A 25,970-nucleotide genomic window follows, 5' to 3' on the forward strand; every position below is an offset into this window, starting at 1 on the left:
CGCACGGGGGGCGGGGTTTTCCGGATGGCCACGATGCGGGCGACCGACGCCGCGGTCAGGCCGTCGCCCGGTACGGCATCAGGAGGGCTCCCAGCAGGTTCTGCCGCCCCAGCCCTGTTGACCCGACATCGTGCCACCTGCGGCCTTGCAGTCCTGGACGAACTTCTTGTTGCAGTCCGGGAACCTGCTTGAGCTGTTCTTGCAATATTTATCTTCGGTCGCGCCGCTGCCGCCGGAGGTCTTGTTGCCACCCGAAGGCTTGTCGCCGCCACCGCCGGGCTTGTCCGAGAAGTCGCCGGGGCCGGAGGGCTTGTCATTGCCGGGCTTGTCGGCGAGGTCGCTCGGGCCTGACGGCCTGTCGCCGCCGCTCGGTCCGGCCGAAATGCTGCCGGCATTGGCGCTGCCGATGGCGCCGGCAAGGAGAAGCACTGCAGTGAGGATGGTGATCTTGGTCTTCATGACTATTCCCTTTTCGAGGTTGCGTTTCGGGGGCGCGGAAACCTTGTTTCCACGTCGGAACGTCGTTTCGTTTTCGGGTTCCCCCCGGGGTTGATCGGGCAAGCTCACCTCGCCCTGGACATGGCTAGGTCGCAGCGGCCGGGGGAAAGGTTCAAAAGGGGGCGAAGATTTTTTGAAGTGCGTTTGCGCGGGTGATTTTCAGCTGCGGCAGGGGCCTGTTTCTGGACCGTTGCTGAGGTGGCAAAGTCACGGCATGGATCCCCGACGCTCTCCGCTCGCTGTCGCTCGCTCACGAGGTCGAGGATGACGGTGATGCGGCGGTTGCTCGCCAATCGCCAAGCGTTCAGACAGGTGGACGTGCTCAGACCAGATCAGACAGCGGGATGTTCTCAGATCAGTTGGGTCGGCCCTCTTGGCCTTATCAGACCGCTTCCGGTTGGCAGGCGCCCCCTCCAGCCGTCATCCTCGTGCCCGTAGCGGCGTGAGCCGCGAAGGGTCACGGGGGTCCATGCCGTGACCTCGCAACTGTCGCGACGGACCAGGAAGTTGTTGCAGCCGGTCGAGTGCCCGACTTGGCGCGCGACGAGGCCGGTCAGCTCGCGTTGCGCGCCGAAAACTCCGCAATGCGGGCGTGAACGGCCGTCGGCACCGTGATTCCCTCCACCTCGGAACGAGCCCGTGCCGCAGCTTTCGCCGGGCCGGGGATGTGCACGCCGAAGCTGCCGGACAGTCGGCCGAGCTGCTCGCGCATGCGGCTTTCGAAACCGGGATCGAACAGTTTGGGGTCGAGGGCGACGATGAACAGTCCGGTGCCCGGGGTCTGGTCGCCCACGGTGATCGACGGCGCATCGATGGACCAGTTGGCGCCGGAAACGCCGGCAGCCAACACCTCGACCATCAGCGCGACATTGGCGCCGCGCGCGCCGCCGAAGGCAAGCAGCACGCCCTTCATCGCCTTTTTGGCGTCGGTGGTGGGCTTGCCCTTGGCGTCGAGCGCCCAGCCCTCGGGGATTTCCTCGCCCGATTGCGCCGCCTGGCGCACGTTGACGAAGGCGGTTGCGCTCGACGATTGGTCGATGACCAGCGGCGGCCCGTCGGCGGCAGGTGCCGCTAGCGACATCGGGTTGGTGCAGTAGACCGGCTTGATCGAGCCGGAGCCGGCGACGAGCGCCGGGCCGTTGGTGGCTGCGATCGCCACAAGCCCCGCCTCGGCGAGGCGGCCGGTGAAATAACCGAGCGCGCCGCAGGTATAGGCGTTCTTCTGGGCAAAGACCGTGACGCCGAACAACCGCGCTGCCTTGGCGATCTCGTCGAAGCTGCGGTCGAACGCTGTGTGGGCGGCACCGCCCTGCGCATCGGCGAGATAGATCGCCAGTGCCGGACGGCTGACGATGGGCTCGATCTTGCCGTCGATGCGGCCGGCCTCGAGCGATTCCAGGTAATCGATATAATGCGACAGGCCGACGCTTGCCTGGCCGTCGGCCTCCGCGGCGACTGCCGCAAGCGCGATCGAGCTTGCCGTTTCCTTGCTGGCTCCGGCTCCGATGGCGGCGGAGATGCAGAGCGCTCGGGCTTCGTCGAGACTGAGCGTGACGGTCTCGAGCTTGGTCTCGGACTTGGTGGCGGTCATGAGGCTATCCCAGTCTGGCCGGAATCCTCGCCTCCAGCTTGCGGAACGCAAAGACGAGGATACCGGTGATGATGAGGTAGACGAGCGCCAACAGCAACAGCGGCTCGTAGACGATGAAGGTGTCCTGGCGAATGCGCGAGGCCACCGCATAGATGTCGATGACGGTGATCGTGGCGACCAGCGGCGTCGCCTTGAGCTGGAGCACGGTTTCGCCGGCAAGGGTCGGCAGGGCACGATGGATGGCCTGCGGCAGCCAGATGCGGCGGAAGCGTTTCCATGGGCTCATTCCGAAGGCGCGGGCGGCTTCGAGCTGCCCTCTCGGCACGCCGGCAAAGGCGCCGCGCATCACCTCGCCTTCATAGGCGGCATAGGACAAGGTCAGCGACAGCACCGCGTAGGGCCATGCCTGTCTCAGGATCGGCCATAGCTCCGACTGCCGGATCCACGGATATTGCGGAAACAGCGAGCCCAGCCCGTAATAGAGCAGCCAGAGCTGAAGCAGCAACGGCGTGCCGCGGATGATCGTGCAGAAGGCCTTGGCCGGCCACGCCAGCCAGAATGGGCCGGCGGCCTGGGCGAGCCCCAGTGGCACGGCCAGCATGAAGCCGAGCACCACCGTCACGACGAGGATCCAGAGCGTGCGCCAGATGCCGGCCGCGGCCATGCCGAGATAGTTGGGCAACCACTCCCAGCGCATGAACAGGGCGGCGCAGAGCACCAGCGCCGCCGCAATGGCGATGAGCACGATGCGGTGCGGTTGCAGCCATGCCGAGCGGGCGGCGAGCGGCTGATCGGCGGGGGCTAGCGCGCTCATCGGCCGGCCTCCGCGACAGGCGGCATGCCGCGACGGGCCCAGCGTTCGATGCGGCCGATGATGACGTTGGAAAACAGCGTCAGCATCAGATAGAGCGCACCCGCAGCGACATAGAAGGTGAAATAGTATTTGGTGGTCGCGGCCGCCTGCCGGGTTTCCTGGGTGAGCTCATTGAAGCCTACGACGGCGAGAAGGGCCGTGTCCTTGGTGGCGATGAGCCAGAGATTGGCGAGGCCGGGAATGGCGAAGGGCAGCATGGCGGGCAGGGTGATGCGCCTCAGCATCTTGCCAGGAGACATGCCATAGGCGCGCGCCGCCTCGACCTGGCCCTGCGGTATCGACAGGATGGCGCCGCGGATGACTTCGGTGGCGTAGGCGCCCTGGACGACGCCCAGCACGCCGATGCCGGCGGCAAGGCCCGATATGTCGATGGCCGGGTAGCCGAACTGCTCGAGCGCGCGGTTGATGAGGTCGGTGCCGGCATAATAGAGCAGGAGGATCAACACCAGCTCGGGCACGGCGCGCACGATGGTGGTGTAGACCTCCAGCAGGTCACGAACGACAGGCCCGCCGTAAAGCTTGCCCCAGGCGCCCGATATGCCGATGGCGAGGCCGAGCCCGAAGGCACCCACCGCGATCTGGATCGAGTTGGCCAGGCCGCGCAAGAGATTGCCGCCCCAGCCGGGCGGGGAGATCGACAGCAGCTCGACCGTCGCGGACTGCAGCAGCGGGTTCAGCAGATGCTCGATGTCCAGTGTCCTTTGGAGTGCCGCGGAGAACGAAGTTCCTCGCCCCTTGTGGGGAGAGGCCAGAAGCGGGGGTGAGCGGCGCGAAATCGGTGCCTGACGACCCCCGCCCTTTATCCCTCCCCGCAGGGGGGAGGGAGGTCGCTGGCGCTGTGCCTCACGTCGACGTTGCGGCCGATCCGGCGCTGGCGCAAGACCAGATCGGCGCGCGGTCGCTCACTTGCCGTAGATGTCAAAGTCAAAATATTTCTTGGCAATTTCGGCATATTTGCCGCTGTCGCGCAGCGACTTGATGGCGGCGTTGAACTTGTTCTTGAGCTCGGTATCGCCCTGGCGCAGACCGACACCGACGCCCGGTCCGAGCACTTCGACGTCTTCCGCAACCTCGCCCTTGAAGTCGCAGCAGGCCTTGCCCTGGTCGGAGGCGAGGAAGGTCTTGAGCGACAGCGAATCCGCTTGCACCGCGTCGACGCGGCCGGCGGCGAGGTCGGACTGGGCCTCGTCCTGGGTCTGGTAGATCTTGATCTCGGAGGCGGTGTCGCCGAAATGTTTCTTGGCGTAGGCCTCGTGGATGGTCGAGACCTGCACGCCGATGACCTTGCCCTTCAACCCCTCCGGCGTGGCGTCGAACTTGGCGTCCTTGGCGCCGATGATGCCGGCCGGGGTGTTGTAGTACTTGTCCGAGAAGTCGATCGACTTCTTGCGCTCGTCGGTGATCGACATCGAGTTGATGATGGCGTCGATCTTCTTCGAGTTGAGCGCCGGGATCAGGCCGTCCCACGCCGTCATGGTGACGGTGCATTCGAGCTTGGCTTCGGCGCAGAGCGCGTCGATCATGTCCATTTCCCAGCCGCCCCATTTGCCGGAGGCGTCGGGCGACGCGAAGGGCGGATAGGGTTCGGGCGCCATGCCGACCTTGATGGCCTCGGCGCTGGCGCCGGCTGCGCTCAGGCCAAGGGCCAGAGCGGCGATCGCAAGCAGTGTTTTCATGCTGTCTCTCCCGTTGTTTTTCCGGATTTTCCCCTGATTTCGTCCGCTACCTGGATTTTCGCATGGTCCTTTCCGTTCCGGGGGCGTGCGCTAGCCAATGCTGCGGATGAACTGCTTGAGGCGCTCCGATTTCGGCGCGCCGAAAATCTGTTCGGGCGGTCCTTCCTCCTCGACCTGCCCGTTCCACAGATAGATCACGTGGGTAGCCACCTCGCGGGCGAACTTCATCTCATGCGTCACCAGCACCATGGTGCGGCCTTCGCGGGCGAGGTCGCCGATGACCTTGAGCACCTCGCCGACCAGCTCCGGATCGAGTGCCGAGGTCGGCTCGTCGAACAGCATGACGCGTGGCTGGATGGCGAGCGCACGGGCAATGGCCGCGCGCTGCTGCTGGCCACCGGACAGGAAGGCTGGATAGACGTCGCGCTTTTCGGCCAGGCCGACGCGGGCGAGCAGCCGCTCGGCCTCGGCAATGGCGTCCGCGCGCTTGATGCCCAGCACATGCACCGGCACCTCGATGACGTTTTCCAAAAGCGTCATGTGGCTCCACAGGTTGAAGCTCTGGAACACCATGCCGAGGCGCGAGCGGATGCGCTCGATCTGGCGCCGGTCGGCAGGGATGCTGTCGCCATGCGCCATCTTCTTGAGGCGGATCTCCTCGCCATTGACGCGGATGATGCCGCTTGTCGGGTTTTCGAGGCAGTTGATGCAGCGCAGCAGTGTCGACTTGCCCGAGCCAGAGCCGCCGATGATCGCCACCACCTCGCCGTCGCGGGCCGACAGCGACACGCCCTTCAGCACGTGAAGCTGGCCGAACTTCTTGTGCAGGTTTTCGACATGGATGGCTTCGGCGGCGATGCCGTGTGACAGTGCGGGGCGTTCGGCTGCATCGACCGCAGCCATCAGCACTGGCCTCGGCGCGTGAACGTTTTCCTGTCAGCTAGCAATCGGCTGCTCATGGTCGCGTCGCGATGTTCCCCTGGGCGGTGAGGATGGACCTTTCAGCCTTGCGGCGTCAACGGCATCGGTTCCCGCGCTCTTTTGTGAGCCCATTACGGCACTTGCCGCGTTGTTATGCAAGTGTATAAATATCCGCGAAGCCGGTTTCGGCCAATTTTTCCGAACCAAGAGAAGGTGGGCATGGCAGTCGCCGCGCGGAGAAAATTCCGCCGAGAAGGCGAGGAACGCCGGCGTCAGGACCTGATCGAGGCGACGCTGGACTGCGTCGCCGAAAACGGGCTCCAAGGCGCGACCGTCAGGGCCATTGCCCTACGCGCAGGCGTCACTGCAGGGCTGATAAGGCACTATTTCCCCGGCAAGGAAGAGCTGCTGCAGGCGGCCTACGCAACCATGATGGGGCGGATGACCGAGCTCGCCAAGACCGCGCTGGCGACGGTGGAGCAGGAGCCGAAGCTGCGGCTTGCGGCCTTCGTCGCGGCGAGCCTGGAGGCGCCTGTCGTTGACGCCAGGACTTTTTCGCTCTGGGCGAGCTTCATCGGCCGGGCTGGGTCTGATGCCGGCCTGGGGGCTGCCCACCGCGCCGGTTATCTCGGCTTCCGCGACGAGGTCGAGGCACTGGTCGCCGCAGTGCTCCATGGTTCGGGCCGGCCAGTCGATGCGGGTGAGCTGCGCCGCCATGCCATCGCCATCAACGCCATCATCGACGGCCTCTGGGTAGAGGGCTGCCTGGCAGGCGACATGTTCGCCCATGGCGAGCTCGCCGAGATCGGCGTCGGCTCGGTCGAGGCGATGCTGGGCCTGAAACTGCGTGAAAGGGAGGCTGCATGACGACGATTGGCGAGGCGCTGATAGGATTGCTTGAGGCGCATGGCGTCGACACGGTGTTCGGCATCCCCGGCGTGCACACGATCGAGCTCTACCGAGGCCTGGCGCGCTCGAAGATCTGCCATGTCACGCCGCGCCACGAGCAGGGCGCCGGCTTCATGGCGGATGGTTATGCCCGCGCTTCGGGCCGGCCGGGCGTTGCCTTCGTCATCACCGGGCCGGGGCTCACCAACACCATCACCGCCATGGCGCAAGCGCGTGCCGATTCGGTGCCAATGCTGGTCATCTCGGGCGTCAATGCGCAGCCGTCGCTGGGCAAGGGGCTCGGCTTCCTGCACGAGTTGCCCGACCAGCGCGGCATGATGGAAAAGGTGGCGCTGTCGTCGCGCCGCATCACGGCGGCTGAAGAGCTGCCCGCGGCAATCGCCGAAGCCTTCGAGATATTCGAAACGATGCGGCCGGGACCGGTGCATATCGAGATTCCGCTCGATGTCATGCCGTTGCCCGCCGATGGCATCAGGCCGCTGCCCAAGCGCGCCATCGCCCGGGTGCCCGGCGAGGCAGCGATATCAGAAGCGGCGGCGCTGGTCGCAAAGGCGCGCCGGCCGCTGATCCTTGCCGGCGGCGGTGCACGGCGGGCGGAAGCCGAGCTTCTGGCACTGGCCGAGGCGCTCGACGCGCCCGTGGTGACCACGGCCAACGGGCGCGGACTGCTCTACGGCCATCCGCTCAATGTGCCGGCGAGCCCGAGCCTCAAGGCGGTCAGGGCGCTGATGCTGGATGCCGATCTCGTCATTGCGGTGGGTACCGAATTCGGGCCCACCGACTACGACATGTATGGCGACGGCGGCCTTGTGGTTCCCCCTAATCTTGTCCGTCTGGACATCGACGCCGACCAACTGGCAAGGCGGCCGGGGACGGTTGCGATCCACGCCGATGCCGCTGCTGCCCTTGCCATGCTGACGGCGAGGCTTGGCGAGGCACTTCGCGACGCCGACGGCGCGGCGCGGGCGGCTGCCACGCGCGAGGCGGCGTGGCAGGAAATCGGCGAGGCGATGCGCGGGCAGGTGAGGGTGGTGGAAATGATCCGCGATGCCCTGCCGGGCGCGATCATCGTCGGCGATTCCACCCAGCCGGTTTATGCCGCCAACCTCTATTACGATCACGACCGGCCGGGCGGCTGGTTCAACGCTGCGACAGGTTTCGGCGCGCTCGGCTTCGGCCCGCCAGCGGCGATAGGCGCCGCACTGGCCGTCCCTGATGTCCCCGTGGTCTGCCTCAGCGGCGACGGTGGGTTCCAGTTCACCATGCCGGAACTGGGAGCAGCACTCGACGCCGCAGCACCCGTCATCTTCGTCGTCTGGAACAACCGTGGCTATCGCGAGATCGAGACCTCGATGCTGGATGCCGGCGTCGAGCCGGTCGGCGTGTCGCCGGCGCCGCCGGACTTTGCCCTCATCGCGCGGGCCTATGGGCTTCAGGCCGAGCGCCTGCAGGATGCCAGCGTCCTTGGCGATGCGTTGCAGAAGGCACGCTCGACGGGAAAATCCTGTCTGATAGAAATTGCCGTAGAGTAGGCCGCGCGTCGCGGCCATGCATTTTGCAGCCAGGTGGTCGCGCCCGGCCCTGCATAGATGCGGCCATAGCAAAGAAAAGGAACGGCGGTCCGGATCAGCTCCGACGTCCGTTCCAGGGAGTTGGACATGACGAATAGCTTCGAAGGCCGGCACGTGGTTGTATCGGGCGCCACCGGTGCGCTGGGTGCCGCCGTTGCCAGGCATCTGCTCAAGGAAGGTGCCATCTGCCACTTGCCGATCAGCCGGCCGAAAGCGCCCGATGGGTTCGAATTTTCAGGCACTGACCGCGTGCATGTCATCACCGGTGTCGACCTGACCGACGCCAAGGCCGTGGACGCCTTCTACGATGCCATCCCGGGCCTCTGGGCTTCCATCCATGCGGCCGGCGGCTTCGACATGGGCGCGATCGAAAGTGTCGATCCCGACCAGTTCGACCAGATGATGGACATCAACGCCAAGACCGCCTTCCTGTGCTGCCGGGCGGCGGCCAGGGGCATGGTCGCCGGCAAGTCCGGCGGCCGCATCGTCAATGTCTCGGCGCGTGCCGGCATCGAGCCGCGCAAGGGCGGCGGCACGGCTGCCTACACGGCGAGCAAGGCTGCGGTTGCGGCGCTGACGGTGGTGCTGGCCGAGGAACTGAAGGGCGCCGACATACTGGTCAACGCCGTGGCGCCGTCGATCCTCGACACCAAAGCGAACCGCGACGGCATGCCCAAGGCCGATTTCGCCAAATGGGTCAGCCTTGAAGCGGCGGCCGCTGCAATCGCGCAGCTTGCCTCGCCGGCCAATCTTGTCACCAGTGGTGTCGTGGCACCGATCTACGGACGAGCGTAAGGGCCTGCGGGACAGTCAGCCCGCCGCGACCGGGATCGCCTTTGGCCAGTCCCGCTGCGCCTACTGTGTCAAAAGCCCGCCATTCGGTACGCCCAGAAGCCTCGCCGGCAGGTAGATGACCAGCGACGCCGCACCTTTGATGACCTGGCCGCCGTCGGCCAGGATCGTCTCCGCAGGTGCGCCTTCGCCCCGGTCAGTGATGTCCTTGGTCAAGCCGCCCTTCGACGTCAGCGCCATCAGTGTCGGCGAACTGGCGAAGACGCCATGGGTGCCGCCGTCGAGATTGGATGTGTCGAGCACGGTGATGTTCTCGGCCTGAAGGGCGGCGACATCGGCACCGCTGCCGACGCGCGGGTGGCCACCGGTCAGCCCGCCCGACAGGTTCAGCGCCTTGTCGCGCTTCGACACCAGGATCATGAACGGGTTGGGCAGGTCGTCGATGTCGCGCAGCTGGCTCTGGAACACGTCGAGGTCGATGTCGGGCGCGGCCAGCACGAGACCGTTGATGCGGGCGATGTATTTGTCGCGGCCGCTGAGCGACAGGCTGCGCAGCGCTTCCATCACCACATAGCTGCCCATCGAATGTCCGACCAGCACGATGCGCTTGGCCTTGGTGCGCGCGGCGATCTCGATTGTGTCGGCGAGACCGTCGCGGCTGTAGGCGGCGCTGTCGCGGTCATAGACGTAGAGCGGCAGCGAGCCGGCCGATGGCCAGGCATAATGCAGCGCCACCGACTTGACCTTGTAGTCATGGACGATCTGGGCGTTGCGGAAGATGCTGTCGGCGAAGTTGTTGTTATAGCCGTGCACGAAGATGAAGATCTCGCGCTCGTCGGGCGGGCGGCGCATCAGGTCGGCGTCGAGCGCTGCGACGAACTGTGCCTTGTCGTCATAAGGCAGGAAGGTGCGGGCGACGAAATTGCGCGCCGGATTGGGTGAGCGGCCGGTGCTTTCGACCTCGCCGGCGACATGGGTCTTGGGAATGCCGATCTCGAACTTGGCGAAGTTGAGCTGCTTGGCGCGCTCGGCCGAATAGGGCAGCGACAGGTTGTCCGAGCGGGCCCGCATGGTCGAGACATAGATCGGCACGACGGCGGCCGATTCGCCTTCCTTGCCATCGCCGAGGCCGAGCACGGCACGGCCGCCGCAGCCCGACACGACCAGCAACACCAGAACAAACGTCAGAAAACGCAATTTGGGCATGGTCGGGCTCTGAACGCGGGCAGCAAGTCCGCGATTTAAGAGCAGCAATTGCCCGTTGCGGCAACCGCGCAGGCATCCGCGCGACCGTCGGCCGATGAATTCTGCTTTCGCCCTGAAGCATTCCGGCATCACTCATGGCCTTTCCGGCGTGCCGGGCAGGCCATGAGGCATCGATTCAGCTTGCGGCTACATAGGCATAACCGGTGCCCTGCTTCTCGGCATAGCCGATGCCGGGATAGGGCCAGTGGAAGCCGAGCATCTTGATCTTGTCCGTGGCGGCCCGGTCGAGAAACGTCTTGCGGGTCTGGATCGCCAGGTCGGGAATGGTGTCGAAGCCGAAGCGCCATTCGGGATGCGGAAAGGCGATCGGAACCGCAACGACGGCGTCGCCGACGATGATCAGCGTTTCCTTACCGGGCACCTCGAACGAGACGTGGCCGGGTGTATGGCCGGGCGTGTCGACCACCTTGATGCCGGCATGGACCTCGTCGCCGGGCTTGAACATGGTCACCTTGTCCTTCACCGCCGTCAGGTTCTTCTGCGCGCCGGTGACGAAGGGCTGCATGGCCTCGGGCACCTTCTTGATGAGGTCCTTGTCCATCCAGAAATTCCATTCCGCCGCAGCCGTGTAGTAGGCGGCCTTGGGGAAGGTGAGGTTGTCGCCCGCGCCGAGCGTTCCCCAGATGTGGTCAGGGTGCGCGTGGGTGAACACCACCTTGGTGATGCTGTCCGGCTTTATGCCCGCCATATCGAGATTAGCCACCAGTTTTCCAGCCGTGGGCTGGAAGTTCGGACCGGACCCGGTATCGAACAGGATCGTCTCATCGCCCGCCTTGACCAGCGTGACGTTCGTGTCGGGCTTGACCTCCGTGCCGGTGACACCGGCGTCTTCCAGAAGCTTCTTGAGTGCGTCGGGCGGGGCGTCGGGCGCGAGGATGCTGGTCGGAAACACCAGGTGGCCGTCACTCACCACAATGATGTCGAGGGTGCCCTGCTTGAAGCTGTACGGCCCGGCGAGCGCGAGCGCCCTGGATGGCAGGGCGCCGACAGCGACAAGAGCGGCTGCGGCCGTGAGAAAACGCCGGCGGTCGAGAGTGACGAAGGCTGGACGCGAAGTGTCAGATCCGTTCATGACGTGGCCCTCCTTTGGAGGCTGACGGCCCGTCCGCCAAAGAATTATAGCGGCTAGAGGAGGCGCCGAGAACCGGTCGGCGACCTCGTGGGCAATTTGTGATCGACCAGGGCTGTGGACCTCGTCTTCGCTCCCAAGAAAAAACCCCGCCGGATCGCTCCAGCGGGGTTTTCGATTTTTGCTTGAAGCCTTGGCTTAGTTGCCGCGGTTCTTCAGGGCCGCGCCCAGGATGTCGCCGAGCGAAGCGCCGGAGTCGGTCGAGCCGTACTGAGCGACTGCTTCCTTCTCTTCAGCGATTTCCAGCGCCTTGATCGAGACCTGCAGCTTGCGGGTCTTCTTGTCGAAGGCGATGATGCGGGCGTCAACCTTCTGGCCGACGACGAAGCGCTCGGGGCGCTGCTCGTCGCGGTCACGCGACAGGTCCGAACGCTTGATGAAGGTCTCGATGCCGCTCTCGACGAGACGAACGTCGAGGCCACCGTCCTTGATCGCGAGCACTTCGCAGGTGACGACGGCGTTCTTGCGCAGTTCGCCCGAAGTCGCGGCTTCGCCGACCGAATCCTTGCCGAGCTGCTTGATGCCGAGCGAGATGCGCTCCTTGTCGATGTCGACGTCGAGAACCTGAGCCTTGACCATGTCGCCACGGTTGTACTCTTCAATGACCTGCTCGCCCGGACGGTTCCAGTCGAGATCGGACAGGTGCACCATGCCGTCGACGTCGCCGTCGAGGCCGATGAACAGGCCGAATTCGGTCTTGTTCTTGACTTCGCCTTCGACCTGCGAACCAACCGGGTGGTTACGGGCGAAAGCTTCCCACGGATTCTCGAGCGTCTGCTTGAGGCCGAGCGAGATGCGGCGCTTTGCCGGATCCACTTCGAGCACGACCACGTCGACCTGCTGGGTGGTCGACAGGATCTTGCCGGGGTGCACGTTCTTCTTGGTCCACGACATTTCCGAAACGTGGATGAGGCCTTCGATGCCCGGCTCGAGCTCGACGAACGCACCGTAGTCGGTGATGTTCGTGACGGTGCCGGTGATCTTCTTGCCGATCGGGAACTTGGTGCCGATATCCGACCACGGATCCGACTCGAGCTGCTTCATGCCGAGCGAGATACGGTGGGTTTCCTGGTTGATGCGGATGATCTGCACCTTGACCGACTGACCGATGTTGAGGATTTCGGTTGGGTGGTTGACGCGGCGCCAGGCCATGTCGGTGACGTGCAGCAGGCCGTCGATGCCGCCGAGGTCAACGAACGCACCGTAGTCGGTGATGTTCTTGACCACGCCCTCGACGACCTGACCCTCTTCGAGGTTCTGGACGATCTCGGAGCGCTGCTCTGCACGGCTCTCTTCGAGAACGGTACGGCGCGACACGACGATGTTGCCACGACGGCGATCCATCTTGAGGATCTCGAAGGGCTGCGGGTTGTGCATGAGCGGGGTGACGTCGCGGATCGGACGGATGTCGACCTGCGAACGCGGCAGGAAGGCAACGGCGCCGTCGAGATCGACGGTGAAGCCACCCTTGACCTGGTTGAAGATGACGCCTTCGACGCGCTCACCCTTGTTGAACTTCTCTTCGAGCTTGACCCAGCTCTCTTCGCGGCGAGCCTTGTCGCGCGACAGCATGGCTTCGCCAAGCGCGTTTTCGATGCGCTCGACATAGACCTCGACGGTGTCGCCGACCTTGAGCGAGCCGTCCTTGGCCTTGGCGCCGAATTCCTTCAGCGGCACGCGACCTTCGACCTTCAGGCCGACGTCGATGATGGCCATGTCTTTTTCAATGGCCGTAACGATGCCCTTGACGACCTGGCCTTCGCCCGAGTGACCGTCCGAGAAGGACTCTTCGAGCAGGCTCGCGAAATCGTCGCGGGAGGGATTAGCTTGTGACATTGGATCTCCTGGTGCGTCCCGCCTTGCGGGAGCGGCGCCGTGGGTTAGCGTTGCGTTGGCCTGCCAGCATCCCGGGCCAAAGGCCCTTGGCCGCCCAAAGCGGCAAATCGGCGCAAGAAGAATGCGGACAGGTCGGCTAAGTGGCGAAACCCGGGGGCTTCAGCCTATTCTCAGCTGCTGAGGACCCGATCTACGATGTCCCTGGCTGCGGAAAACGCGGCTTCTATATCCATTTCTGACGTATCGAGCAAGTGCGCGTCGTCGGCAGGCCGTAAAGGCGAATCGCTGCGGCCGGTGTCGCGCTCGTCGCGGCGCTGGATGTCGGCGAGGATGCCGCCGAAATCGCCCGTGCCGCCATTGGCCTCGATCTCGGCGAGGCGGCGCTGGGCCCGGACCTCGGCGCTGGCGGTGACATAGAGTTTCACGTCGGCATCGGGGCAGACCACCGTGCCGATGTCGCGGCCATCGAGGACGGCGCCCTGCGGCGCCCGGGCGAATTCACGCTGCTTTTCGACCAGGATCTTCCGCACTCCGGGAAACACCGCCACCTTGGAAGCGGCTTCGCCGACCGCATGCGCCGACAGCACCTTGCGGTCGAGGCTGGTCAGGTCGACCTGGCGTGCCGCCGTTTCGGCCGCCGAGACATTGTCGAGCGGCAGGCCGTGGCTGATGAGCGCATGGGCGACAGCGCGATACGTCAGGCCGGTGTCGAGAAGCGCCAGATGATAATAATCGGCCAGGCGCCGGGCGAGCGTGCCCTTGCCGGCGCCCGCCGGGCCGTCGATGGCGATGGTGATGGACAAAGGCATGGTTGGCGCGGTTCGTTCAGACGCCGCGCATCAGGCCGCCATCGACCTTCAGGCTCTGGCCGGTGATGTAGGCAGCGCCTTCCGAGGCGAGGAAGGCGATGGTCGCGGCGATCTCGGCCGAGGTGCCATAGCGCTGCATCGGCACGCCGTCGCGACGCTCGTCGGTCTGCGGCAGGCTGTCTATCCAGCCCGGCAGCACGTTGTTCATGCGCACATTGTGCTGGGCGTACTGGTCGGCGAACAGCTTGGTGTAGGCGGCGAGGCCGGCTCGGGCCACGGCCGACGTGGGGAACATCGCCGCCGGTTCGCCGACCCAAGCGGTCGAGATGTTGACGATGGCGCCGCCCTTCTGGGCAACCATGATTGGTGCAACGAGGCGCGTCGCGCGCACAACATTCATGAAATAGACGTCGATGCCGGTGTGCCATTGCTCGTCGGTGATCTCGAGCAGCGGCGCGCGCGGACCATGGCCGGCGCCGTTGACCAGTGCGTCGATGCGGCCCCACCTTGCCATAGTCAGGTCGACGAAGCGCTTGAGGTCGTCGTTCGACTGGTTGGAGCCGGTGAAGCCGAGCCCGCCGAGCTCCTTTGCCAGCGCTTCGCCCTTGCCCGACGAGGACAGGACGGCGACGGAATAGCCGTCCGCTGCCAGCTTGCGCGCCGCCGCAGCCCCCATGCCGCTGCCACCACCGACGATCATCGCTACTTTGTCAGACATGCTGTGCTCCTTTGAGTGGATGCGTCAAACAAAAATACGTCAGACAGCGCCCTGGTCGATATCGGCGCCCAGATCGGCCATGAGGCCCATGAACTCCGGGAAGCTGGTGGCAATCATCGCCTGGTCGTCGACGGTGATAGGCCGTTCGGAAGCCAGGCCCATGACGAGGAAGCTCATGGCGATGCGGTGGTCGAGATGGGTCTTGACGGTGCCGCCGCCGAGGCCCTTGCCGCCGGGCACGCCACGGACGGACAGCGTCGCCTCGCCCTCGGTGCAGTCGACGCCATTGGCTTCGAGGCCGCGGGCGACGGCAGCGAGGCGGTCGGATTCCTTGACGCGCAGCTCTTCCAGCCCCTGCATCAGCGTTTCGCCCTCGGCGAAGCAGGCAGCGACCGCAAGCACGGGATATTCGTCGATCATCGACGGGGCGCGTTCGGCAGGCACTTTGACGCCCTTGAGTTCCGAGCCGCGCACCCTGAGGTCGGCGACGTCTTCGCCGCCGGCGTTGCGGCGGTTGAGGATCTCGATCGAGCCGCCCATCTCGATCAGTGTGGTGATCAGGCCGGTGCGGGTCGGGTTCATCAGCACGTTTTCGATGGTGACATCGGAGCCCGGCACGATCAGTGCTGCCACCAGCGGGAACCCTGCCGAGGACGGATCGCCCGGAACGGCGATGATCTGGCCGGTGAGCTTGCCCTGGCCTTCGATGAAGATGTGGCGCACGCCCTGCTCGTCCGTCTGCACCTCGATGTTGGCGCCAAAACCCTTGAGCATCTTTTCGGTGTGGTCACGCGTCATCACCGGCTCGATGACGGTGGTGATACCGGGCGTGTTGAGGCCGGCGAGCAGCACCGCCGACTTCACCTGCGCCGAGGCCATCGGCACGCGATAGGTGATGGGAGCTGCCTGGCGCGGGCCGCGCAGCTTGAGCGGCATGCGGTCGCCGGGGGCGGCGTCTATGACCTGCACGCCCATCTGGCGCAGCGGATCGAGCACGCGGCCCATCGGCCGGCCCGACAGCGAGGCGTCGCCAATGAAGGTGGTTTCCATGTCGTAGGTGCCGACAAGGCCCATCGTCAGGCGCGAACCGGTGCCGGCATTGCCGAAGTCGAGCGGCGCTTCAGCCTGCAAGAGCGCGCCGTTGCCGGTGCCCTTGATGACCCATTCGTCGCCGCGCTTCTCGATATGCGCGCCCATCGCCTTCATCGCGTCGCCGGTACGCATCACGTCTTCGCCTTCGAGCAGGCCGGTGATGCGGGTCTCGCCGGAGGCCAGGCCGCCAAACATGAACGAGCGGTGCGAGATCGACTTGTCGCCCGGCACGCGGGCGGTACCGGACAAGGATTGAGACTTCCGGGCGACGGCCGGCTTCGGCTCGACGTTGTGCGACATGATGGTTCCTCGTGCGGAAAGCCCGGCTCGGGGCCTTCCCGATGATTGCGGCGGTGTCGTAGCATCGATTGCCGTAGCGGTCATCCCCCTTGCGCCCCAAGCCTTTGGGGCTCGCGAGGCGATATGGGATTTGGCTTTGACAGCGCCACGAACTGCGGTTAATGGGACCGAAAAGCGAAGAAAACGAGGCCTGACGTGGCAAAACCCGAACTTGGCACTAAGCGTGTCGACCCGGAAACGGGCCGTAAATTCTACGATCTGAACAAGGACCCGATCGTCTCGCCCTATACCGGCAAGACCTATGCGCGCTCCTATTTCGACGACGGCAAGATTTCGGCCCTCCTTGAGGAAGAAGAGGAAGTCGAAGCCAAGGAGCTTGATTCGGAAGACGAAGGCGCTGAGGTCGTGTCCCTGGAGGACGCTGACGAAGAGGCCAAGGGCGGCGACGACCTGCCGGATCTCGACGATGACGACGATGTCGACCTGGGCGACGATGACGATGATACCTTCCTCGCTGACGAGGAAGAGGAAGACGACGACGTCTCCGACATGATTGGCGTCGGCGACGACGAAGACGACATCTGATCGTCACTTGTTCGAAATCGAAAAAAGGTTTCGAACAAGGCTTGCCAAGGGCAGAATGCGGCGCTAGAAGCCGCCCAACAAACACGGCGCGGGTCACCAAATCCGCGCCATCCTCTTCGCCGGAAACGGCGCCGGCTAATGCCGGGTGTGGGGCCATAGCTCAGTTGGGAGAGCGCTTGAATGGCATTCAAGAGGTCGTCGGTTCGATTCCGATTGGCTCCACCAAATTTCCTCTAGTTTTCTAGAACGACCGAAACGAAAGCGGCCCCTGAAGGCCGCTTTGTCGTTTTAGGCTTGGCTTTGCCGTCGAATGATTCGGGCTCCCGTCAAGGCTGCGCCCACTAGTGGCGCGTTGCTGTTCCGGCATGCCCGGCGCTGCCATATTGACACAGGCCTGAGACGCGTTAGGCTGAGTGCAGATACCGGCCTTGGAAGCCGGAGGGCAAACGTGCCTCGTGAGCTCCGCCTAACCAGCGGCTGCCGCGGGGCATTTTTTATTTTTGGGGGATGTCTGCTTGAAGCGGCGCGTCGACATCGGCGTTCTGTTCTCTCGATCCGGGAGCTACAGGCTCGTCTCGGAATCGTGCCTGCGCGGCACGATGCGCGCGATATCGGAGATCAATGCCGATTCTTCTTCCCCCATCATGCTCAACGCCATCGAGCGAGACCCGCAGGGCAATGCCGACCGATACGCGCAGCTCTGCGAGGAGGTGCTTGCCACCACTGATGCCCGCCACATCGTCGGCTGTGTCACCTCGTCCAGCCGCAAGGAGACCATCCCCGTTCTGGAGAAGGCGGGCGGCACGCTGTGGTACTCCTGCCCCTATGAGGGTTTCGAGGCCAACGAGCATGTCGTCTACATGCATGCCTGCCCGAACCAGCAGTTGGTGCCGCTGCTCGGCCACGTCGTTCCCCGCTTCGGCGGCAACGGTTTCCTGCTCGGCTCCAACTACATCTGGGGCTGGGAAACCAATCGCATCGCGCGCGATCTCATTGCCGATGCCGGCGGCAAGGTGCTGGGCGAGCGTTATCTGCCTATCGGCGAGGCCGACGTCGGCCGCCTGATCGACGAGATTCGTGTAACGCGGCCGAGTTTTGTCCTCAACAACCTGATCGGCACGTCGTCCTACGCTTTCTTCCAGGCCTATGCGGCGCTGGGGCGCGCGGACGGCTACTTCCTGCCGGAACGCTGTCCGCTCCTGTCGTGCAATCTCACCGAATGTGAGCTGCCGGCCATCGGCCTGGCCGGGCGCGGGCACTTGTCGGTCGGTCCGTACTTCGACACCGGCAGCGACGCGGCGCAGTCCTCCTTCGAAGCCTCTGCCTATGCCTCGATCATGATTCTGGGCCGGCTGCTGGCGGAGAAGCCTGATCTGGGTTTCGCCGATCTGCCGCGTGCTTTCGCGGGCGCGCGCTTCGATACGCCGCTGGGCAGGATCGCGATCGACCCCAGCACCCAGCACGCCACCCTGCCGGTCGTCATCGGCCGTATCGCCGGGGAGCGCTTCGACACGGTCGAACGCATCGAGGCTGTCGCGCCCGATCCCTATCTCTCGCGCTACGATCGCGCTGCCGCGTTTGGCCGGCCGGCGCTGAAGGTGGTGTCATGAGCCGCGGGTCGCGAATCCCCAACCTCGGCGGCGCGCAGGCCGCCATCCTCCACCGTCCGCATCCGACTGTTGCGGCCATCGTCCGCCAACTCGCCGCGATCGGGCTCGTCGCCAACGATTATTGGCCCGCCCTGCCGGCGGAAGCGCTTGGCGCTGACTTCGTCTTCTTCGATGTCGACCCGGGCTTCGACCAGCAGTTTCCTTGGAAGCCGGGTGAAGCCCCCATGCCGATCATCGCGCTGATCGGATCCGAGGCCCCTGGTCGCATCGAGTGGGCGCTGTCGCACAAGGCCGACGCCCAGATGGTGAAGCCGATCGGCAATGCCGGCGTCTATTCGGCGTTGCTGATCGCCCGGCAGGCTTTTGATGCGCGCCAGGCACAGGCCGCCGAGATCGCCGCACTTCGGGCACGGGCGTCGGAACGCCAGACCGTGGTGCGCGCCGTGTCGCTGCTGGCCGAGCAGGGTATCGACGACGAGCGCGCCTATGGGCAGCTGCGCAAGCTGGCAATGAGCTGGCAGGTGCCGATCGAACAGGCTGCGCAACGTGTTCTGGCCATGGCAAAACGAGACTTGAGCAATGACCGCACCAGCCGGGCCTGAGACATTGGGCGCCGTCGCGCCGGCTGCCAGCCGACCCCGGTCGGGATGGTGGCTGCTGCTGCTCAGGCGGAAGCTGGCCCTTGCCGGCCTCGCTCTCATCGTTGTGGTGGTGGGCGGCGCGATCTTCGCGCCCTGGCTCGCCGGCTACGATCCGAACGAACAGATGTTCGACGGACTGACGCTCGAGGGCGCGCCCTTGCCTCCAAGCGCGCAATTCTGGCTGGGCACGGACCTGCTCGGCAGGGATCTGTTTTCGCGCATCCTTTACGGCGCGCGGACCTCGCTCATCATCGGCATCGTCGCCAATGGCGCGGCACTGCTGATCGGAACGCTGGTCGGCATCACCGCCGGCTACTTCAGGGGATGGGTTGGCAACGCGCTGATGCGCTTCACCGACCTGATGATGGCGTTTCCGGCGCTGCTGCTCGCCATCTGCCTGGCCGCGGTGTTCCAGCCGAGCCTGTGGATCGTGGCGCTGGTCATCGCGCTGGTGAATTGGGTGCAGACCGCGCGCATCGTCTTCACCGAAACCAGTTCGCTGGCGGAGCGTGAATTCATCGACGCGGAACGCACCATCGGCGCATCGACTTCGCGCATCCTGTTTCGCCACATCCTGCCGCACCTGATGCCGACGATCATCGTGTGGGGAACGCTCGGCATCTCGACCACGGTGCTGCTCGAGGCGACGCTGTCCTATCTCGGCATCGGCGTGCAGCCGCCGACGGCCTCCTGGGGCAACATCATCTTCGAAAACCAGACCTATTTTCAGGCTGCCCCCTGGCTGGTGTTCTTTCCCGGGGCGGCGATCCTGGCACTGGCGCTCGCCTTCAATCTTGTCGGCGATGCACTGCGCGACATCCTCGACCCGACGCAGAGGGGGCGCGCATGATCGCCTACATCGCGCGCCGGCTGGTGCAGGCCTTCTTCCTTCTGATCGGCGTTTCGTTGATCACCTTCATTATCCTCTATCTGCTGCCCGCCGATCCGGTCAGGCAGATCGCCGGACGCAGCGCCACGCCCGCGACCGTCGAAAGCATTCGCCAGCAGCTCGGCCTCGACCAGCCCTTTGTCGTGCAATACTGGCGCTATCTGACCAATCTGCTGTCGGGAGATCTTGGCCGGTCGTACCTGCAGCGCTCTGAGGTCAGCACGCTGATCGCCTCGCGCCTGCCCGCCAGCTTGCTCTTGATGGTGGGCGCGATAGCTTGCGAGGTGGTGATCGGCTCGATCATGGGCATGGTGGCAGCCGTTCGTCGCGGCAGCGCCACCGACCAGTCGCTGATGGTCGCCTCCTTCATCGGCGTATCGGCGCCGCAGTTCGTGGTCGGCCTGCTTTTGCTCTATGTCTTTGCCGTAAAGCTCAGCTGGTTTCCGATCGGCGGCTACGGCACGTGGCAGCACCTCGTCCTGCCGTCGCTGACGCTCGGTCTTCTTGGCGCCGGCTGGTACTCGCGCATGATGCGCTCGTCGATGATCGACGTGCTGCGCCAGGACTACATCCGTACGGCGAGGGCCAAGGGCCTGAAGGCGCGCGCGGTCCTGTTCGGCCATGCATTGCCCAACGCGGTTCTGCCGATCATTGCCATGATCGGCATCGACATCGGCCTGTTCATGAGCGGCATCGTCGTGGTCGAAAGCGTCTTCGGCTGGCCGGGCATCGGCCAGCTTGCTTGGCAGGCCATCCAGCGCGTCGACATCCCGATCATCATGGGCGTCACCATCGTCTCGGCCTGCGCCATCATCATCGGAAATCTTCTGGCCGACCTGGTCGCGCCGTTCATCGATCCCCGCATCAAGCTGCGGTGACATTGCCTATCAAACAACAAAGAAAGGGAACATGGAGATGAAAAGATACCTGGCTTCAACCGTCGCCGCCTCGGCGCTGGCGCTGTTCATGGCGGCGATGCCCGCTTCGGCGCAGGAAAAGCTCGACCCCAACGCCAAGCAGGGTGGCGACATCGTCATCACCTACAAGGATGACGTTGCGACCCTCGACCCGGCCATCGGCTACGACTGGCAGAACTGGTCGATGATCAAGAGCCTGTTCGACGGGCTGATGGACTACGAGCCCGGCACGACCACGCTCCGGCCCGATCTCGCCGAAAGCTATGAGATCTCGCCCGATGGCAAGACCTTTACCTTCAAGCTGCAGAAGGGCGTGAAATTCCACAATGGCCGCGAGATGACGGCCGAAGACGTGAAGTATTCGCTCGACCGCGTCACCAATCCGAAGACGCAGAGCCCGGGCGCTGGCTTCTTCGCCTCGATCAAGGGCTTTGACGATGTCGCCAGCGGCAAGACCGAAAGCCTCGAAGGCGTCACCGTCGTCGACCCCTCGACGGTCAAGATCGAGCTGACGCGGCCTGACGCGACCTTCCTGCACGTGATGGCAATCAACTTCAGCCACGTCGTGCCGAAGGAAGAGGTGGAGAAATACGGCGCCGACTTCGGCAAGAACCCCGTCGGCACCGGCGCCTACAAGATGGCCGAATGGACGCTCGGCCAGCGCCTCGTCTTCGAGCGCAACGCCGACTACTGGCGCAAGGGCCTGCCCTACCTGAACAAGATCACCTTCGAGATCGGCCAGGAGCCGATCGTGGCGCTGCTGCGCCTGCAGAAGGGCGAGATCGACGTGCCGGGCGACGGTATCCCGCCTGCCAAGTTCCAGGAAGTCATGAACGATCCGCAGCAGAAGGAGCGCGTCGTCGTCGGCGGCCAGCTGCACACTGGCTACGTGACCATGAACACGACCATGCCGCCCTTCGACAATGTGAAGGTGCGCCAGGCGATCAACATGGCGATCAACAAGGACCGCGTCGTCCAGCTGATCAACAACCGCGCAGTGCCGGCAACGCAGCCGCTGCCGCCGTCGATGCCGGGCTACGACAAGGACTACAAGGGTTATGCCTACGATCCCGCCAAGGCCAAGGCGATCCTGGCCGAAGCCGGGCACCCCGAAGGGTTCGAGACCGAATTGTTTGCCATGAACACCGACCCCAACCCGCGCATCGCCCAGGCGATCCAGCAGGATCTGGCGGCCATCGGCGTCAAGGCCAAGATTCAAGCGCTGGCCCAGGCCAACGTCATCGCCGCCGGCGGCGACAAGGCCGGTGCGCCGATGATCTGGTCAGGTGGCATGGCCTGGATCGCCGACTTCCCGGATCCGTCGAATTTCTACGGCCCGATCCTCGGCTGCGGCGGTGCTGTGCCCGGAGGCTGGAACTGGTCCTGGTATTGCAACGAGAGCCTCGATGCCAAGGCGGCCGAAGCCGACTCCATCGTCGACCCGACCAAGGTGGCGGAACGCTACAAGCTGTGGAGCGACATCTACGCCAAGGTGATGGAAGATGCGCCCTGGGCGCCTGTCTTCAACGAGCAGCGTTTCACCATGCGCTCGCCCCGCATGGCCGGCGACGACAAGCTCTATGTCGATCCCGTCCATATCCCGATCAACTACGACTATGTGTATGTGAACGATGTGCAATAACTGCAACTACACCATCCATGGGCGTAGCCATCATTTCGGTTGGGACAACTCGTTTGTCCCAACCGAGAGGGTGACGCCCGGTTCGACCATCGAGTTCGAATGCCTGGATTCCTCCGGCGGCCAGTTCACGCCCGACAGTACCGTTGCCGACGTCGGCAAGATGGACTTCGCCAAGGTCAATCCTGTCACCGGACCGATCTATGTCGAGGGTGCCGAACCCGGCGACGCGCTCAAGGTGACGATCGAGCAGTTCAAGCCGTCAGGTTTCGGCTGGACGGCCAACATCCCGGGTTTCGGGCTGCTCGCCGACGACTTCAAGGAGCCGGCGCTCAACATCTGGAAGTATGACGCCGCCTCGCTCGAGCCCGCTCTGTTCGGCAAGAACGGGCGTGTGCCGCTGAAGCCCTTCGCTGGGACGATCGGCAACGCGCTGGCCGAAACGGGCCTGCATTCGGTGGTTCCGCCACGGCGCGTCGGCGGCAATCTCGACATTCGCGATCTGGCTGCGGGCACCACACTCTACCTTCCGGTGGAAGTGGCCGGAGCGCTTTTCTCGGTTGGCGACACCCACGCCGCGCAGGGCGACGGCGAGGTCTGCGGCACCGCCATCGAAAGCCCGATGAACGTCGTTTTGACGCTCGATCTGGTCAAGGACGCCAGGCTGAAGACGCCGCGCTTCACCACGCTCGGTCCGGTAACCCGCCACCTTGACGCCAAGGGCTATGAGGTCACCACCGGCATCGGTCCGGATCTGATGACCGGCGCCAAAGAAGCGGTGGCCCAGATGGTCGACCTTCTTGCCGGCCGCTACAACATGAGCGCCGTCGATGCCTACATGCTGTGCTCCGTCTGCGGCGACCTGAGGATCAGCGAGATCGTCGACATGCCGAACTGGGTGGTGTCGTTCTACTTCCCAAGGTGCGTGTTTGAATGAACGTCGTGACGGTGAGGTTGCCCATGCCCCTGATGGTGCCAGCCACATGAGCGCGCTTGGCGCGGGATCACCAGGAGAGGGCAGGGCTGAAGGCCTGCCCGTTCTCGCGGTCTCCGACCTCACCGTGTCGGTCCGCGGCGAGGATGGCGAACGCGCCATCGTCAGCGATCTGTCGTTTACGCTCCGGCGTGGCGAAACCCTGTGCATCGCCGGCGAATCCGGGTCCGGCAAGTCGATCACGTCGCTGGCGATCATGGGGCTTTTGCCTCAGCCGGCCGCGCGCATCTCGGCGGGCTCGATCCGGCTCGGTGAGACCGAGATTTCGCAGATGCCTGAAGGACAGCTCAGGGAGGTTCGCGGCAACCGCATCGCCATGATTTTCCAGGAGCCGATGACTTCGCTCAATCCGGTGCTGACCATCGGCCGGCAGCTGACCGAGGCGATCAGGACGCATGGCGACGTTCCCAAGGCAGAGGCGCGCCGCAGGGCCATAGAGGCGATGAAGGCGGTTCGCATTCCTGATGCCGAGGGCCGCTTCAGGCAGTATCCGCATGAACTCTCTGGCGGCATGCGCCAGCGCGTCATGATCGCCATGGCCTTGGCGCTGAAGCCCGACGTGCTCATAGCCGACGAGCCGACGACGGCCCTCGACGTCACCGTCCAGGGCGAGGTGCTGGAGCTTTTGCGCGACCTGCAGAAGATGCAGGGCACGAGTGTCATCCTGATCACCCACGATATGGGCGTGGTTGCCGAGATGGCCGACCGCGTCATCGTCATGCGCCATGGCCGCAAGGTCGAGGAAGGCGCGACGCTCGACATCTTCGAGCGCCCCCAGGCCGAGTATACCCGCGAACTCTTGGCCGCAGTGCCGAAGATGGGAGCCGGCAGGGCAAGGTCTGTACAGGCAGACGAAGCCGCGGTGCCGGTGACGGTCCCTGTGGCCAGCATCCGCGACCTGCATGTACGCTTCGATCTGCATGGTGGGTTCTTCGGGAGGGTCGACCGGCGCGTGCATGCGGTGGAGGGGATCAACTTCGATATCGCCCCCAACGAGACCGTTTCCCTGGTGGGTGAATCCGGCTGCGGCAAGTCGACCACCGCCAAGGCGATCGCCGGGCTGGTGCCTTTTGCCGGCGAGATTGCGATCAACGGCCGGAACCTTGCATCGCTCGACCGCGCCGGCAGGATGGCCGTCAAGCGCGACGTGCAGATGATTTTCCAGGACCCTTACGCATCGCTCGATCCGCGCATGCGGGTTGGTGAACTCGTCGCCGAGCCGCTGCTGATCCATGGGCTCGGCTCGGTCCGCGAACGTCGCGATCAGGTGGCCCATCTCTTCGAACGGGTCGGGCTTTCGGCCGACCAGATGGAACGCTATCCGCATGAGTTCTCGGGCGGGCAGCGGCAACGCATCTGCATTGCCCGGGCGCTGGCGCTGAAGCCGCGCCTGATCATCGCCGACGAAAGCGTTTCGGCGCTGGATGTGTCGGTGCAGGCACGGGTGCTTGGGCTGCTGCGGGAACTGCAAGCCGAGTTCGGCCTGTCCTACCTGTTCATTTCCCATGACATGGCGGTCGTCGAAAACATCTCCGACCGGGTCGCGGTCATGTATCTCGGGCAGATCGTCGAGATGGGCACGCGCGAGCAGATTTTCGCGAACCCGCGCCATCCCTACACCAAGCGGCTGCTGTCCGCTGTTCCGCAGCCCGATCCGCGGCAGCGGCGCGGCAGTTTCGAGCGCCTGGACAGGGAAATTCCGAGCCCGGTGCGCAAGGTGGGCGATCCGCCGAAGCGGCTCGACCTCGCCGATGTCGGCGGCGGCCACCTGGTGGCGCTCGGCTGACCGCTAGAGCGTTTCCGCTTTTCTTCGGATCGCGGAATCCGGCCACGGTGTGAGCCGCGTTGCACCAAATCCAACGGCTTAAAATCGGCCGGTACAAGGGGTGGAGGGGGCCTGGGTCGTTTCCCATGTACCGGCCGCCGCGTGCCTTCTGGCCAAGGCCCGCGGAAAGGAATGTGCTGCACCGACCGATGTCGAAGGCGATGTCAGGCCAGAATGGGCGGGACGGATGCCTTACCTTGCCACGACACAGTACAGGGCAGGCCCGTCAACGGGCGTTCAAAAAGGCCCCTCATGATCTTGAATCTGTCGACGATTCCTTTTGAAAATCGCCTCCGGGCTCGGCGGCCCGGGAGCTCGAAACCGCGACTCGTGTCAGCCGGGAATCCGATTTTCGGATCGATGCGCCAGGGCAATTCCAAGAAAGCGAAGCGCGGCTAGCGGCAAGGGGCCAGATAGGTGATTGGCCTGCCGTAACGGTCGTGCATCGGCCGGCCGTGGCTGTCGAGGCGCTGAAAGCGGCATTCGCCCGGCGCGGTTCCGGCACCTATCATCGCGCCGGCGACGCCGCCGATGGCCGCGCCTGCCAAGGTTGACCCGGTGTTGCCCCCGATCGCCTGGCCGACCAGCGCGCCACCGGCGGCACCGATGGCGCCGCCGCCGAGCGCGCGTTCCTGTGGCGTGTTGCAGGCCGTCGAGGCAAGTGCGACGAGGGAAAGAACTGCTGCCGTAACCGCCAATCGCGTCATGAAATCATCTCCTTAAACGCTCGTGTGGGCGGCCGCCGGCTTAGCTGCCGCTACCTGCCGGAGACGTAGGAAACTCCGGGCCGCACGAAGCTGCTTTCCGGCATCATTAGCCGGTCCCGCGGGCGAAGTGATTAGCAAGGAATCCCAAAGCTATGCTTTGCGCCCCATTTGCGGCTGCGGC

24 protein-coding genes and 1 tRNA gene are annotated in these 25,970 nt (G+C 64.8%); 12 read left to right on the top strand and 13 right to left on the bottom strand.

The window, feature by feature from the left end; translation table 11 throughout:
• Positions 1-78: 78 nt before the first annotated feature.
• The 6 genes from B015_RS0125620 to B015_RS0125645 all read right to left on the bottom strand — a co-directional run bounded on the left by B015_RS0125620 (position 79) and on the right by B015_RS0125645 (position 5,542).
• Positions 79-459, bottom strand: a complete 381-nt coding sequence (locus B015_RS0125620; protein ID WP_018430621.1) for a hypothetical protein — start codon at positions 457-459, stop codon at positions 79-81.
• 592 nt (positions 460-1,051) lie between these two features.
• Complete coding sequence (locus B015_RS0125625) at positions 1,052-2,089, bottom strand: Ldh family oxidoreductase (RefSeq protein ID WP_018430622.1); 1,038 nt, start codon at positions 2,087-2,089, stop codon at positions 1,052-1,054.
• A gap of 4 nt (positions 2,090-2,093) precedes the next feature.
• Positions 2,094-2,903, bottom strand: a complete 810-nt coding sequence (locus B015_RS0125630) for an ABC transporter permease subunit (protein WP_018430623.1) — start codon at positions 2,901-2,903, stop codon at positions 2,094-2,096.
• Positions 2,900-3,568, bottom strand: a complete 669-nt coding sequence (locus tag B015_RS0125635) for an ABC transporter permease (RefSeq protein ID WP_018430624.1) — start codon at positions 3,566-3,568, stop codon at positions 2,900-2,902. Before B015_RS0125635 ends, B015_RS0125630 begins: the two co-directional genes overlap by 4 nt.
• A gap of 297 nt (positions 3,569-3,865) precedes the next feature.
• Positions 3,866-4,639, bottom strand: coding sequence for a transporter substrate-binding domain-containing protein (locus B015_RS0125640; protein WP_018430625.1), 774 nt, complete (start codon positions 4,637-4,639; stop codon positions 3,866-3,868).
• A 90-nt stretch (positions 4,640-4,729) separates the two neighbouring features.
• A complete protein-coding gene (locus tag B015_RS0125645; RefSeq protein WP_018430626.1) occupies positions 4,730-5,542 on the bottom strand; it encodes an ATP-binding cassette domain-containing protein in 813 nt (270 codons plus the stop codon).
• Between the two features lie 237 nt (positions 5,543-5,779).
• On the opposite strand from B015_RS0125645, the gene B015_RS0125650 reads away from it, so the two are divergent.
• From B015_RS0125650 to B015_RS0125660, 3 genes are all read left to right on the top strand, one after another.
• Positions 5,780-6,427, top strand: coding sequence for a TetR family transcriptional regulator C-terminal domain-containing protein (locus tag B015_RS0125650; protein WP_018430627.1), 648 nt, complete (start codon positions 5,780-5,782; stop codon positions 6,425-6,427).
• On the top strand, positions 6,424-8,001 hold the full coding sequence (locus B015_RS0125655) for a 5-guanidino-2-oxopentanoate decarboxylase (RefSeq protein WP_018430628.1): 1,578 nt from the start codon (positions 6,424-6,426) through the stop codon (positions 7,999-8,001). The genes B015_RS0125650 and B015_RS0125655 overlap by 4 nt, the downstream gene beginning before the upstream one ends.
• Positions 8,002-8,127: 126 nt before the next feature.
• Positions 8,128-8,835: an SDR family NAD(P)-dependent oxidoreductase gene (locus B015_RS0125660; protein ID WP_018430629.1), complete on the top strand. Its 708-nt coding sequence runs from the start codon at positions 8,128-8,130 to the stop codon at positions 8,833-8,835.
• Between the two features lie 60 nt (positions 8,836-8,895).
• Here B015_RS0125660 and B015_RS0125665 read toward each other — a convergent pair whose 3' ends face one another.
• The 6 genes from B015_RS0125665 to aroA all read right to left on the bottom strand — a co-directional run bounded on the left by B015_RS0125665 (position 8,896) and on the right by aroA (position 15,982).
• Positions 8,896-10,038, bottom strand: coding sequence for an alpha/beta fold hydrolase (locus tag B015_RS0125665; protein WP_018430630.1), 1,143 nt, complete (start codon positions 10,036-10,038; stop codon positions 8,896-8,898).
• A 175-nt stretch (positions 10,039-10,213) separates the two neighbouring features.
• Positions 10,214-11,170 (bottom strand): MBL fold metallo-hydrolase, encoded by a 957-nt coding sequence (locus B015_RS0125670; protein ID WP_018430631.1) that lies wholly within the window; start codon positions 11,168-11,170, stop codon positions 10,214-10,216.
• A gap of 195 nt (positions 11,171-11,365) precedes the next feature.
• Positions 11,366-13,063 (bottom strand): 30S ribosomal protein S1, encoded by a 1,698-nt coding sequence (gene rpsA, locus B015_RS0125675; protein ID WP_018430632.1) that lies wholly within the window; start codon positions 13,061-13,063, stop codon positions 11,366-11,368.
• A 170-nt stretch (positions 13,064-13,233) separates the two neighbouring features.
• The gene (gene cmk, locus B015_RS0125680) at positions 13,234-13,872 is read right to left on the bottom strand and encodes a (d)CMP kinase (RefSeq protein ID WP_026227728.1); all 639 of its coding nucleotides are present in this window, start codon (positions 13,870-13,872) and stop codon (positions 13,234-13,236) included.
• A 16-nt stretch (positions 13,873-13,888) separates the two neighbouring features.
• On the bottom strand, positions 13,889-14,590 hold the full coding sequence (locus B015_RS0125685; protein ID WP_026227729.1) for an SDR family oxidoreductase: 702 nt from the start codon (positions 14,588-14,590) through the stop codon (positions 13,889-13,891).
• A 39-nt stretch (positions 14,591-14,629) separates the two neighbouring features.
• A complete protein-coding gene (aroA, locus tag B015_RS0125690) occupies positions 14,630-15,982 on the bottom strand; it encodes a 3-phosphoshikimate 1-carboxyvinyltransferase (protein ID WP_018430635.1) in 1,353 nt (450 codons plus the stop codon).
• 195 nt (positions 15,983-16,177) lie between these two features.
• On the opposite strand from aroA, the gene B015_RS0125695 reads away from it, so the two are divergent.
• The 9 genes from B015_RS0125695 (at position 16,178) to B015_RS0125735 (ending at position 25,043) form a co-directional block, all read left to right on the top strand.
• Positions 16,178-16,567, top strand: coding sequence for a TIGR02300 family protein (locus B015_RS0125695; protein WP_018430636.1), 390 nt, complete (start codon positions 16,178-16,180; stop codon positions 16,565-16,567).
• A 149-nt stretch (positions 16,568-16,716) separates the two neighbouring features.
• Positions 16,717-16,792 (top strand) — tRNA-Ala (locus B015_RS0125700).
• A 290-nt stretch (positions 16,793-17,082) separates the two neighbouring features.
• Complete coding sequence (locus B015_RS0125705) at positions 17,083-18,177, top strand: transporter substrate-binding protein (protein ID WP_018430637.1); 1,095 nt, start codon at positions 17,083-17,085, stop codon at positions 18,175-18,177.
• The gene (locus tag B015_RS0125710; protein WP_018430638.1) at positions 18,174-18,779 is read left to right on the top strand and encodes an ANTAR domain-containing protein; all 606 of its coding nucleotides are present in this window, start codon (positions 18,174-18,176) and stop codon (positions 18,777-18,779) included. Before B015_RS0125705 ends, B015_RS0125710 begins: the two co-directional genes overlap by 4 nt.
• Positions 18,757-19,668 (top strand): ABC transporter permease, encoded by a 912-nt coding sequence (locus B015_RS0125715; protein ID WP_026227730.1) that lies wholly within the window; start codon positions 18,757-18,759, stop codon positions 19,666-19,668. The genes B015_RS0125710 and B015_RS0125715 overlap by 23 nt, the downstream gene beginning before the upstream one ends.
• Positions 19,665-20,585, top strand: coding sequence for an ABC transporter permease (locus B015_RS0125720; protein ID WP_018430640.1), 921 nt, complete (start codon positions 19,665-19,667; stop codon positions 20,583-20,585). Before B015_RS0125715 ends, B015_RS0125720 begins: the two co-directional genes overlap by 4 nt.
• A gap of 37 nt (positions 20,586-20,622) precedes the next feature.
• On the top strand, positions 20,623-22,266 hold the full coding sequence (locus B015_RS0125725) for an ABC transporter substrate-binding protein (RefSeq protein WP_026227731.1): 1,644 nt from the start codon (positions 20,623-20,625) through the stop codon (positions 22,264-22,266).
• Positions 22,256-23,200 (top strand): acetamidase/formamidase family protein, encoded by a 945-nt coding sequence (locus tag B015_RS0125730; protein ID WP_026227732.1) that lies wholly within the window; start codon positions 22,256-22,258, stop codon positions 23,198-23,200. Before B015_RS0125725 ends, B015_RS0125730 begins: the two co-directional genes overlap by 11 nt.
• Before the next feature lie 46 nt (positions 23,201-23,246).
• Positions 23,247-25,043 (top strand): ABC transporter ATP-binding protein, encoded by a 1,797-nt coding sequence (locus B015_RS0125735; protein WP_018430643.1) that lies wholly within the window; start codon positions 23,247-23,249, stop codon positions 25,041-25,043.
• Between the two features lie 434 nt (positions 25,044-25,477).
• On the opposite strand, the gene B015_RS0125740 is transcribed toward B015_RS0125735, so the two are convergent.
• Positions 25,478-25,789, bottom strand: a complete 312-nt coding sequence (locus B015_RS0125740) for a hypothetical protein (protein WP_018430644.1) — start codon at positions 25,787-25,789, stop codon at positions 25,478-25,480.
• Positions 25,790-25,970: the final 181 nt, after the last annotated feature.

The organism is Hoeflea sp. 108 (assembly GCF_000372965.1).
Taxonomy (GTDB): Bacteria; Pseudomonadota; Alphaproteobacteria; order Rhizobiales; family Rhizobiaceae; genus Aminobacter.